Raw genomic sequence first — 11582 nt, forward strand, 5'->3', positions numbered from 1 at the left:
CGGTTGGCCAACCGCAACCTGCGCATCATGTGGGTGCTGCTGCAAAACGAGCAGACCTATCATCGCCAACCGGCCACTGGCCAGAGGCCGTGATGAGGGGCTGATCAAGCGTCATCGACAGAGTTCTGCCACCGGGGCGCTGAGCCGCCTCAACCCATGCTGAAGAACATTGACCCCAGGTCAGACCGTCGCGGATAGATGCCTGAGCTGCTACCGGCCCTCGAGGCCTCAATGTAATGGGCATACCGCGAGCTTACCCAATGTTGGCCAGAAGCCGATGAAGGCTTCCTCGAATAGGCCTTATACATAGATGCAACCGGGTAGCAGTGTTCAAAAGCGGGTTGAAAGTGGGGGCGAGTCCATACATAGCAGCTGGCGAAGCCTGCGTTCGAGCGCAAAGCGGTCGTAAAACCTGAGACCTCATTCCTTCAGGTAATACGCGTCAACCCAATTGCGAGCGCTTCGCGCTCGAACGCAGGCTTCGCCAGCTGCTACAAGGAATGTGTATCGACCAATAGGCTGTGGCCGTTTGCCGCACTTTCGCCTGCCGGGCCCCGTGCTTGGTTATACTCCGTGCGATCCGCCTGGAGCGCTCATCAGGAGAGCTCATGCTCGCCGCCGTTCACATCACTTCCGCCACTCGCCAGAATCTCTGGCGGCTGACGTTCATCCGCACGTTGGTACTGGCCGCTCAAGCCGGTTCCGTTGGTCTGGCCTACTGGCTCGAGTTACTGCCGCTGCCCTGGTTTCAACTGGCTGCGACCCTCGTTTGCTCGATGTTGTTGTGTACGTTCACGGCGATTCGCCTGCGCACTTCATGGCCGGTTACCGAGCTCGAATACGCGGTGCAACTGGCCTGCGACCTGTTTATCCACAGTGCCTTGCTGTATTTCTCCGGCGGATCGACCAATCCCTTCGTCTCTTATTACCTGGTGCCGTTGACCATCGCCGCGGTGACGCTGCCATGGCGTTATTCGGTGGTGCTGTCGGGCATCGCGCTGACGATGTATACCTTGTTGCTGGCGCGCTTCTATCCGCTGCAAACCTTCCCGATCGCCCGGGAAAACCTGCAGGTTTATGGGATGTGGCTGAGTTTCGCCCTGGCCGCAGCAGTCATCACCTTTTTCGCCGCGCGCATGGCTGAAGAGCTGCGTCGCCAGGAAGAGCTGCGTGCCATCCGTCGCGAAGAGGGCCTGCGCGACCAGCAATTGCTGGCCGTTGCGACTCAGGCTGCGGGTGCCGCGCATGAACTGGGTACGCCGCTGGCGACCATGAGCGTGTTGCTCAAGGAAATGCGCCAGGACCATCACGACCCGCTGTTGCAGGACGATCTGAGCGTGCTGCAGGACCAGGTCAAACTCTGCAAAGAGACCTTGCAACAACTTGTTCGGGCGGCGGAGGCCAATCGCCGTCTGGCGGTGGAGATGCAGGACGTCACCGACTGGCTCGACGAAGCCCTGAACCGCTGGCACCTGATGCGCCCGGAAGCCAGTTACCGCTTCCAGCGACTGGGCCAAGGCGCGGTGCCACGCATGGCGCCGCCGCCGGACCTGACCCAGGCGCTGCTGAATTTGCTGAACAACGCCGCCGACGCATGCCCCGAAGGGCTGCAAGTGACGCTGGACTGGAATGCCGAGGACTTGACCATCAGCATTCGCGACCACGGCGCCGGTGTGCCGCTGGCCATTGCCGAACAAATCGGCAAACCATTTTTTACCACTAAGGGCAAAGGTTTCGGCCTGGGCCTGTTTTTGAGCAAGGCCAGCGTGACACGCGCCGGCGGCTCAGTGAAACTCTACAGTCATGAGGAAGGTGGCACGCTCACCGAGCTGCGCCTGCCCCGTGTCGCCCGAGGAGACGAACATGAGTGACGAAATCCAAGTCGAAGCCGAAGGTGAAGAGCTGCCGCATTTGCTGCTGGTAGACGACGACGCAACTTTTACCCGCGTAATGGCCCGTGCCATGGCCCGCCGTGGTTTTCGCGTCAGTACCGCCGGGTCCGCCGAAGAAGGCCTGACCATCGCTCAAGCCGACCTGCCGGACTACGCCGCGCTGGACCTGAAAATGGACGGTGACTCCGGCCTGGTGCTGTTGCCCAAGCTGTTGGAGCTGGACCCGGAAATGCGCGTGGTGATTCTCACCGGCTATTCGAGCATTGCCACCGCCGTCGAGGCGATCAAGCGCGGCGCCTGTAATTATCTGTGCAAACCGGCGGACGCTGATGACGTGCTGGCCGCGTTGTTGTCCGAACATGCCGACCTCGACACCCTGGTGCCGGAAAACCCGATGTCGGTCGACCGCTTGCAGTGGGAACACATCCAGCGCGTGCTGACGGAACACGAAGGCAACATCTCCGCCACGGCCCGCGCCTTGGGCATGCACCGCCGCACGCTGCAGCGCAAACTGCAGAAGCGCCCCGTTCGTCGCTGAACCTGTGCTGAACGAATGCCGGCCACTCCTCGCGACAAACCGAGCCGATCATCTATGATCGGTTCGTGCGTGTTCTTTTCTTTACCGAGTCTGAACCATGAATCAGAACGCTGAATATTCCGCGGTCAACGATGCTGTGCGCGGGCAGTTTTTTCGCAAAGTCTGGGCGATAACCACACCTTACTGGCGCAGTGAAGAAAAGGTCATGGCCTGGACGCTGCTGATCGCGGTGATTGCGCTGTCACTGATCAGCGTGGGGATCTCGGTGTGGTTCAACACCTGGTACAAGGATTTCTACAATGCCCTGCAGAAGAAGGACGAAGCCGCGTTCTGGCAGCTGATTCTGTATTTCTGCGCGATTGCGGCAGTGGCGATTGTCGGGGCCGTGTACCGGCTGTACCTGACTCAGATGCTGACCATCCGCTGGCGGGCGTGGCTCACTGAAAAACATTTCGCCCGCTGGCTCGGCGACAAGAATTACTACCAGCTGGAGCAGGGCGGTTACACCGATAACCCGGACCAGCGGATTTCCGAAGACCTCAACAACTTCACCACGAACACCTTGAGCCTGGGCGTTGGTCTAATTCGCAACGTGGTCAGCCTGGTATCGTTTTCGATCATTCTGTGGGGCGTCTCGGGCAGCATTGAAGTATTGGGCTTTACCATTCCCGGCTATATGTTCTGGTGTGTACTGGTCTATGCCGCGGTCGGTAGCTGGTTGACGCATTTGATCGGTCGTCGCTTGATCGGTCTGAACAACCAACAACAACGCTTCGAAGCCGACCTGCGTTTCTCCATGGTCCGGGTTCGCGAGAATGCCGAAAGTATTGCCCTGTACAATGGCGAGCCCAATGAAAATCGTCGCTTGAGCAACCGTTTCGGCATGGTCTGGCACAATTTCTGGGACATCATGAAGGTGTCCAAGCGTCTGACTTTCTTCACCTCCGGTTACACCCAGGCCGCCATCATCTTTCCGTTCATTGTTGCCGCGCCACGCTACCTCTCTGGCAAGATCGAACTCGGTGAGCTGATGCAAATCGGCTCGGCGTTCGGCAACGTTCAGGAGAGTTTCAGCTGGTTTATCAGTGCGTACCAGGACCTCGCCTCCTGGCGTGCCACCTGTGATCGTCTGCTGAGTTTCCGTCAGGCCATGACTGATAACGAAGACCGCCAACCGGCCATCGACGTACAGAATCAGGGCTCGGACCTGAAAATACACAACCTGGGCCTCGACCTGGCCGATGGTCGTCACCTGCTGACCAACGCCGACTTGACGGTGGAGGAGGGCGAGCGGGTGATGCTTAGCGGCCGTTCCGGTAGTGGCAAGTCGACCTTGCTGCGGGCGATGGGGCATTTGTGGCCGGCTGGCCATGGCAGCATTCGTCTGCCGGCAGCGCGTTATCTGTTCCTGCCGCAAAAGCCGTATCTGCCGATTGGCACCTTGCGTGACGTGCTGAGTTATCCACAAGCCGGCGATACCTATACGCACGAGCGCTACGTTCATGTGCTGGAAGCGTGTCGCCTGCCACACCTCGTTGCCCGTCTCGACGAAGCCAATCACTGGCAGCGCATGTTGTCGCCGGGTGAACAGCAACGTCTGGCCTTCGCTCGTGCGCTGCTGTATGCGCCGCAATGGCTGTACATGGACGAGGCGACCTCGGCGATGGACGAAGAGGACGAAGCGTCGCTGTATCAGGCGTTGATCGATGAGTTGCCGGGGCTGAGCATCGTCAGCGTCGGGCATCGCAGCAGCCTGAAGCGCTTCCATGCGCGGCACATTCGTATCGACAATGGTCACCTGGTGGATCAAGCCGTCACCGCCTGATCACCATCCCCTTCTGTAGGAGCGAGGCTTGCCCGCGAAGAACGATAACGTGGTCCTAAGTGGAAACCGCGTGATGGCCTTCGCGGGCAAGCCTCGCTCCTACAGAGGGCGGTGGGTGATCGTACAACTCGCATGAGATATGATGCGGTTTCAGCCGATTTTTTCGAGTAAGACGTTCACCATGGAAAACCCGATCGACGCACCTCGCCTCCCTCGCAAGCGCCGCAGCCTCGCTCAGGAACTGGTGACGGTGCTGTCCGAGCAGATCCGCGACGGTCACCTCAAACGCGGCGACAAATTGCCTACCGAGTCGGCGATCATGGATGCCCATGGCGTCAGCCGCACCGTGGTGCGTGAAGCGATTTCCCGTTTGCAGGCCGCCGGGCAGGTGGAAACCCGCCACGGCATCGGCACTTTCGTGCTCGATACTCCGAGCCCGAGCGGTTTCCGGATCGACCCGGCGACCGTGGTGACCCTGCGTGACGTGTTGGCGATCCTCGAACTGCGCATCAGCCTCGAAGTGGAGTCTGCCGGCCTCGCGGCGCAACGTCGCAGCACCGAGCAGCTGGCGTTGATGCGCGCCGCCCTGGACGCGCTGAATGAAAGCGCCTCCCATGCCAGCGATGCCGTGGCTTCGGACTTCCAGTTCCACCTGCAAATTGCCCTGGCGACCGGCAACCGCTACTTCACCGACATCATGACCCACCTGGGCACCAGCATCATTCCGCGCACCCGCCTCAACTCGGCGCGCCTGGCTCATGATGACCAGCAGCACTACATGAATCGTCTCAGCCGTGAGCACGAGGAAATTTACGACGCGATTGCCCGCCAGGATTCCGATGCGGCACGGGCCGCGATGCGATTGCACCTGACCAACAGCCGTGAGCGTTTGCGTCACGCCCATGAAGAGGCAGAGGCGCAGCGCGGCTAACTGGATCATTCCCACGCTCTGCGTGGAAATGATCAGGTGAAGGATCGCTGATTACGCTTCGATATGAAGCAGCAGCGGTTCGGAGCAAGGCTCGAAGCTGGACTCATCGAGGAATTTGTAACGTAGCTCCACTGCTCGATTCTTGTACTTTTCCAGCTCGGCCTTGGGAATTTCCAGTTCGATTCCCTTGCGCGTCGTTATCGCATCGTCGATGGGGTCATCCCAGATGCCTGTCGGTACATCATGGCTATCCCACTCGGGATATTCCGCGTCCGCCCCAAGAATCAGATAGACAGTCCAGTCAGGCGGGATTTCGTCGGAGTCCGGGATAAGGACGTTCAGCGTGTCATTCAGGCTCGACAACGTCACGGTAACTTTTTCAGGTTCGTGACCCGGGAGCTGAGGAAGAACGGGTGGGGCAAAAGTCATGAGGATTCGCACTCCCTGCGAAGTTGGCCGTGATTCATTTACGGCGGTTTCTTTAGTGTAGAAGCCGCTGGCTTAGGGGTTGGGTCCAACCGTTTCAGGCTATGACGGCCTTGATTCCCGCGCTCGTATGACTCTTCTGACAACGTATCTCTGAATCCCTGAACAAAATCGGTGCCCGTAATTTCCCTGGTTGCTGGCGCTTGCCGAGGCTTTTTTGGCAAATAATCCGGGCCTGGCGATGAAATACAGTTGACGGTTGTATTTATAGTTGTACGATGACTTACAACTCGGCCGCAGGCTGAACGCATTTCACTCACTCACACACATACGTTGCTACCCAGGGTGTTCGAATAATGAATCCACAAGAACTGAAGTCCATCCTCTCTTCCGGCCTGCTGTCCTTCCCGGTGACCGATTTCAATGCTCAGGGCGATTTCCATCGCACGGGCTACATCAAACGTCTCGAGTGGCTGGCTCCCTACGGCGCCACGGCGTTGTTCGCCGCGGGTGGCACCGGTGAGTTTTTCTCTCTGGCGGCCAGCGAATATTCGGAAATCATCAAGACCGCCGTCGACACCTGCGAAACCAGCGTGCCGATTTTGGCCGGTGTCGGTGGTTCTACCCGTCAAGCCATCGAATACGCGCAGGAAGCCGAGCGTCTGGGCGCCAAGGGCCTGTTGCTGCTGCCGCACTACCTGACTGAAGCCAGCCAGGACGGCGTTGCCGCCCACGTTGAAGCGGTGTGCAAATCGGTAAAAATCGGCGTAGTGGTTTACAACCGTAACGTCTGCCGCCTGACGGCTCCGTTGCTGGAACGTCTGGCAGAGCGCTGCCCGAACCTGATCGGCTACAAGGATGGCCTGGGCGATATCGAGTTGATGGTGTCGATCCGTCGCCGCCTCGGTGACCGCTTCAGCTACCTGGGTGGTTTGCCGACCGCAGAAGTTTACGCCGCCGCCTACAAGGCGCTGGGCGTACCGGTTTACTCCTCGGCGGTGTTCAACTTCATCCCGAAAACCGCGATGGATTTCTACCACGCCATTGCTCGCGATGATCATGCCACCGTCGGCAAGATCATCGATGACTTCTTCCTGCCGTACCTGGACATCCGTAACCGCAAAGCCGGCTACGCGGTGAGCATCGTCAAGGCCGGGGCAAAAATTGCCGGCTATGACGCCGGTCCTGTGCGTGCACCGCTGACCGATCTGACGGGCGAAGAGTACGAAATGCTCGCCGCGCTGATCGACAAGCAAGGCGCGCAATAACACTGATTAAGCAAGGCCGCTGAGCAATCAGCGGCTTTTTGCGTGAGGACTTCTTTTTAGGGGAAAGCCCGTGGCAGATACAAAGCGTTTTGATAACTACATCAACGGCGAATGGGTTGCCGGCAGTGAATATTGCAGCAACATCAACCCGTCCGAACTGACCGATACCATCGGTGAATACGCCAAAGCCGATCTGGCACAGGTCCATGCCGCCATCGACGCCGCGCGCGCCGCGTTCCCGGCCTGGTCGACTTCGGGTATTCAGGCTCGTCACGATTCACTGGACAAAGTCGGTACTGAAATCCTCGCCCGCCGCGAAGAGCTCGGCACCTTGCTGGCTCGGGAAGAGGGCAAGACTCTGCCTGAAGCCATCGGCGAAGTGACTCGCGCCGGTAACATCTTCAAGTTCTTCGCCGGTGAATGCCTGCGTCTGTCCGGCGACTACCTGCCGTCGGTACGTCCGGGTGTGAACGTTGAAGTGACTCGCGAAGCGCTGGGCGTTGTTGGCCTGATCACGCCGTGGAACTTCCCGATAGCAATCCCTGCGTGGAAAATCGCCCCGGCCCTGGCGTACGGCAACTGCGTCGTGTTGAAACCGGCTGATCTGGTTCCGGGTTGTGCCTGGGCACTGGCTGAAATCATCTCCCGCGCAGGCTTCCCGGCTGGCGTGTTCAACCTGGTGATGGGCAGCGGTCGAGTAGTTGGCGATGCACTGGTTCAGAGCCCGAAAGTGGATGGCATCAGCTTCACCGGCTCCGTCGGTGTGGGTCGTCAGATCGCCGTTAGCTGTGTCGCGCGCCAGGCCAAGGTTCAATTGGAAATGGGGGGCAAGAACCCACAGATCATTCTCGACGACGCCGACCTCAAGCAAGCGGTCGAGCTGTCGGTACAGAGTGCGTTCTACTCCACCGGTCAGCGTTGCACCGCATCGAGCCGTTTCATCGTCACCGCCGGCATCCATGACCGGTTCGTCGAAGCCATGGCTGAGCGCATGAAGTCGATCAAGGTCGGTCACGCCCTGAAAGCCGGCACCGACATCGGTCCAGTGGTTTCCCAGGCGCAACTTGAACAGGACCTGAAGTACATCGACATCGGCCAGTCCGAAGGTGCGCGTCTGGTCAGTGGCGGTGGTTTGGTGACCTGCGATACCGAAGGCTACTACCTCGCGCCAACGCTGTTTGCCGACAGTGAAGCCGCGATGCGCATCAGTCGCGAAGAGATTTTTGGCCCGGTGGCCAACGTCGTTCGCGTCGCCGATTACGACGCCGCGCTGGCCATGGCCAACGACACTGAATTCGGTCTGTCGGCGGGCATCGCCACGACGTCGCTGAAGTACGCCAACCACTTCAAACGTCACTCCCAGGCCGGGATGGTGATGGTCAATCTGCCGACGGCAGGTGTGGATTACCACGTTCCCTTCGGCGGGCGTAAAGGTTCATCCTATGGATCCCGCGAGCAAGGTCGCTACGCACAAGAGTTCTACACCGTGGTGAAAACCAGCTACATCGGCTCATAACGCAATAACCCCCTGTAGGAGCGAGCTTGCTCGCGATGGTCTTGAGGACGCGGCGCTCCACCTGATGCCCCGCGTCATCGTTGACCACCATCGCGAGCAAGCTCGCTCCTACAGGTGAATAAACAGTTTTACCCGCGCATAAAAATAATCAGTGGGAGTACATCTACCATGCAAGCGACCAAGCCGACCCACGTCCGCTATTTGATTTTGCTCATGCTGTTTCTGGTGACCACGATCAACTACGCCGACCGGGCCACTATCGCGATTGCGGGCTCCAGCCTGCAAAAAGACCTCGGCATCGACGCGGTCACCCTCGGTTATATTTTCTCGGCGTTCGGTTGGGCCTACGTGGCCGGGCAAATTCCCGGTGGCTGGTTACTGGACCGTTTTGGCTCGAAAAAAGTCTACGCGCTGAGCATTTTCACCTGGTCGTTGTTCACCGTGCTGCAGGGTTATGTCGGTGAGTTTGGTATGTCGACGGCGATCGTTGCGCTGTTCATGCTGCGCTTTTTGGTGGGCCTGGCCGAAGCGCCATCGTTTCCTGGCAACGCACGCATTGTGGCGGCCTGGTTCCCGACGGCTGAACGCGGTACCGCGTCGGCGATCTTCAACTCGGCTCAATACTTCGCCACCGTGTTGTTTGCGCCGCTGATGGGCTGGATTGTCTACACCTTCGGCTGGCAGCATGTGTTCGTGGTCATGGGCAGCATCGGCGTCGTGTTCTCGCTGATCTGGCTGAAGGTTATCCACAGTCCGCGCCAACACCCGATGATCAACGAGGCCGAGTTCAAGCACATCGCCGACAACGGCGGTCTGGTGGACATGGATCAGGATAAAAGCAACGGCAAAGGCAAGCGCGCCGACGGCCCGAAGTGGGATTACGTGCGTCAGTTGCTCACCAACCGCATGATGCTCGGCGTGTACCTGGGCCAATACTGCATCAACGGCATCACATATTTTTTCCTGACCTGGTTCCCGGTTTATCTGGTGCAAGAGCGCGGCATGACGATCCTCAAGGCGGGTTTCATCGCCTCGTTGCCGGCAATCTGCGGGTTCATTGGCGGGGTGCTCGGCGGCATCATTTCCGACTATTTGCTGCGCAAGGGCCGCTCCCTGACGTTCGCCCGCAAAGCGCCAATCATCGGCGGCTTGTTACTGTCGACCACCATCGTTGCCTGCAACTACGTTGATGTTGAATGGATGGTCGTCGGCTTCATGGCCCTGGCGTTCTTCGGTAAAGGCGTGGGCGCACTGGGCTGGGCAGTTGTCTCGGACACTTCACCGAAGCAGATTGCCGGATTGAGCGGTGGCCTGTTCAACATGTTCGGCAATATCGCTTCGATCACCACCCCGATTGTCATCGGCTACATCATCAGCTCTACCGGTTCGTTCAAGTGGGCGCTGGTGTTTGTCGGTTGCAACGCACTGGTCGCGGTGTTCAGCTACCTGGTGATCGTCGGCCCGATCAAACGTGTGGTACTCCAGGAACCGCCTGTCAGCGGTCCTGAAACAAACAACAAAATGTCTCAAGCGCATTCCTGAGGAGCGGCGTCATGCAGTTGATTGAACATTCAGACTCGCCGCGCTACATCCGCCTGCACGAGCGGGACAACGTAGTGATCGTGGTCAATGACCAAGGCGTGCCGGCCGGCACCGAGTTTCCAGACGGGCTGGTCACCGTGGACTTCGTGCCACAGAGCCACAAGGTCACCCTGGAAGACATTCCCGAGGGTGGCCAGGTGATTCGTTACGGCCAGACCATTGGCTACGCGCTGCAGCCGATTCCGCGCGGCAGCTGGGTCAAGGAAGATCAATTGCGCATGCCCACCGCGCCACCGCTGGACAGCCTGCCGCTGTCCACCGAAGTGCCGGCCGCGCAAGCACCGCTGGAAGGCTTTACATTCGAGGGGTATCGCAACGCCGACGGCACCGTCGGCACGCGCAACATTCTTGGCATCACCACGACGGTTCAGTGCGTGACCGGTGTGCTTGATCATGCGGTCAAGCGTATCAAGGATGAATTGCTGCCCAAGTACCCGAACGTCGATGACGTGGTCGCGCTGACCCACAGTTACGGCTGTGGCGTGGCCATCACCGCCACCGACGCCTACATCCCGATCCGTACCGTGCGCAACCTGGCGCGCAACCCGAACCTGGGGGGCGAGGCGTTGGTCATCAGCCTGGGCTGCGAGAAATTGCAGGCCGGGCAGGTGATGCACGAAAACGACCGTTCAGTGGACTTGAGCGATCCATGGCTGTATCGCTTGCAGGATTCGAGTCATGGTTTCACCGAGATGATCGAGCAGATCATGGCGCTGGCCGAGACCCGTTTGAAGAAACTCGATCAACGTCGTCGGGAAACCGTGCCGGCCTCAGAGCTGATCCTCGGCATGCAGTGCGGCGGCAGCGATGCGTTCTCCGGCATCACCGCCAACCCGGCGCTGGGTTTTGCTTCCGACCTGCTGCTGCGGGCTGGCGCGACGGTGATGTTTTCCGAAGTCACCGAAGTGCGTGACGCGATTTACCTGTTGACCTCCCGGGCGGAAACCAAAGAAGTCGCCCAGGAACTGGTGCGGGAAATGGACTGGTACGATCGCTACCTGGCCAAAGGCGAAGCGGATCGCAGCGCCAACACCACGCCGGGAAACAAGAAGGGCGGGTTGTCGAACATTGTCGAGAAGTCCCTGGGGTCGATCGTCAAATCCGGCAGCAGCGCCATCAACGGCGTGCTGGGCCCTGGCGAACGCTTCAAGCGTAAGGGGCTGATTTTCTGCGCGACCCCGGCCAGTGACTTTGTCTGCGGGACATTGCAGTTGGCGGCAGGGATGAACCTGCATGTATTTACCACTGGGCGCGGCACGCCTTACGGTTTGGCGATGGCGCCGGTGGTGAAGGTGTCGACCCGGACCGAGCTGGCGCAACGCTGGCCGGATTTGATCGACATTGATGCCGGGCGGATTGCGACCGGGCGGGCGTCGATCGAGGACCTTGGGTGGGAGTTGTTCCACTACTACCTGGACGTGGCCAGCGGCAGGAAGCAGACGTGGGCGGAGCAGCATAAGCTGCATAACGACATCACCTTGTTCAACCCGGCGCCGATCACTTAAGACCGCGTTATCGTTCTTCGCGGGCAAGCCTCGCTCCTACAGTTCAGGTCATAACACGTATGACACAATCCTGTAGGAG

Annotated in this window: 9 protein-coding genes; 8 read left to right on the forward strand and 1 reads right to left on the reverse strand. The window is 59.3% G+C overall.

Translation table 11 applies throughout. From position 1 onward, the window contains the following. The first annotated feature begins 608 nt into the window (after positions 1–608). From ACM6IR_RS19870 to ACM6IR_RS19885, 4 genes are all read left to right on the forward strand, one after another. Positions 609–1871: an ATP-binding protein gene (locus ACM6IR_RS19870; protein ID WP_414909275.1), complete on the forward strand. Its 1263-nt coding sequence runs from the start codon at positions 609–611 to the stop codon at positions 1869–1871. Continuing rightward, the gene (locus tag ACM6IR_RS19875) at positions 1864–2430 is read left to right on the forward strand and encodes a response regulator transcription factor (protein WP_414909276.1); all 567 of its coding nucleotides are present in this window, start codon (positions 1864–1866) and stop codon (positions 2428–2430) included. Before ACM6IR_RS19870 ends, ACM6IR_RS19875 begins: the two co-directional genes overlap by 8 nt. Positions 2431–2527: 97 nt before the next feature. Next, entirely contained in the window at positions 2528–4255 is a 1728-nt protein-coding gene (locus ACM6IR_RS19880) for an ABC transporter ATP-binding protein/permease (RefSeq protein ID WP_414909277.1), read from the forward strand. 181 nt (positions 4256–4436) lie between these two features. Continuing rightward, the gene (locus tag ACM6IR_RS19885) at positions 4437–5186 is read left to right on the forward strand and encodes a FadR/GntR family transcriptional regulator (RefSeq protein WP_414909278.1); all 750 of its coding nucleotides are present in this window, start codon (positions 4437–4439) and stop codon (positions 5184–5186) included. A gap of 51 nt (positions 5187–5237) precedes the next feature. Here ACM6IR_RS19885 and ACM6IR_RS19890 read toward each other — a convergent pair whose 3' ends face one another. Then, a complete protein-coding gene (locus ACM6IR_RS19890) occupies positions 5238–5615 on the reverse strand; it encodes a hypothetical protein (protein ID WP_414909279.1) in 378 nt (125 codons plus the stop codon). A 353-nt stretch (positions 5616–5968) separates the two neighbouring features. On the opposite strand from ACM6IR_RS19890, the gene kdgD reads away from it, so the two are divergent. The 4 genes from kdgD to garD all read left to right on the forward strand — a co-directional run bounded on the left by kdgD (position 5969) and on the right by garD (position 11503). Beyond that, positions 5969–6880 (forward strand): 5-dehydro-4-deoxyglucarate dehydratase, encoded by a 912-nt coding sequence (gene kdgD, locus ACM6IR_RS19895; RefSeq protein ID WP_414909280.1) that lies wholly within the window; start codon positions 5969–5971, stop codon positions 6878–6880. A gap of 70 nt (positions 6881–6950) precedes the next feature. Next, the gene (locus ACM6IR_RS19900; RefSeq protein ID WP_414909281.1) at positions 6951–8396 is read left to right on the forward strand and encodes an aldehyde dehydrogenase family protein; all 1446 of its coding nucleotides are present in this window, start codon (positions 6951–6953) and stop codon (positions 8394–8396) included. 168 nt (positions 8397–8564) lie between these two features. Then, entirely contained in the window at positions 8565–9938 is a 1374-nt protein-coding gene (locus tag ACM6IR_RS19905; protein WP_414909282.1) for an MFS transporter, read from the forward strand. A gap of 11 nt (positions 9939–9949) precedes the next feature. Beyond that, positions 9950–11503 (forward strand): galactarate dehydratase, encoded by a 1554-nt coding sequence (garD, locus tag ACM6IR_RS19910; RefSeq protein WP_414909283.1) that lies wholly within the window; start codon positions 9950–9952, stop codon positions 11501–11503. Positions 11504–11582 lie beyond the last annotated feature (79 nt).

The organism is Pseudomonas sp. IT-P253 (assembly GCF_949768125.1).
GTDB lineage: Bacteria > Pseudomonadota > Gammaproteobacteria > Pseudomonadales > Pseudomonadaceae > Aquipseudomonas.

Coding starts and splice junctions, on each gene's coding strand:
- ACM6IR_RS19875 (WP_414909276.1), top strand. CDS start 1,864: ATGAGTGACGAAATCCAAGTCGAAGCCGAAGGTGAAGAGCTGCCGCAT.
- ACM6IR_RS19905 (WP_414909282.1), top strand. CDS start 8,565: ATGCAAGCGACCAAGCCGACCCACGTCCGCTATTTGATTTTGCTCATG.
- kdgD (WP_414909280.1), top strand. CDS start 5,969: ATGAATCCACAAGAACTGAAGTCCATCCTCTCTTCCGGCCTGCTGTCC.
- ACM6IR_RS19870 (WP_414909275.1), top strand. CDS start 609: ATGCTCGCCGCCGTTCACATCACTTCCGCCACTCGCCAGAATCTCTGG.
- ACM6IR_RS19880 (WP_414909277.1), top strand. CDS start 2,528: ATGAATCAGAACGCTGAATATTCCGCGGTCAACGATGCTGTGCGCGGG.
- ACM6IR_RS19885 (WP_414909278.1), top strand. CDS start 4,437: ATGGAAAACCCGATCGACGCACCTCGCCTCCCTCGCAAGCGCCGCAGC.
- garD (WP_414909283.1), top strand. CDS start 9,950: ATGCAGTTGATTGAACATTCAGACTCGCCGCGCTACATCCGCCTGCAC.
- ACM6IR_RS19890 (WP_414909279.1), bottom strand. CDS start 5,615: ATGACTTTTGCCCCACCCGTTCTTCCTCAGCTCCCGGGTCACGAACCT.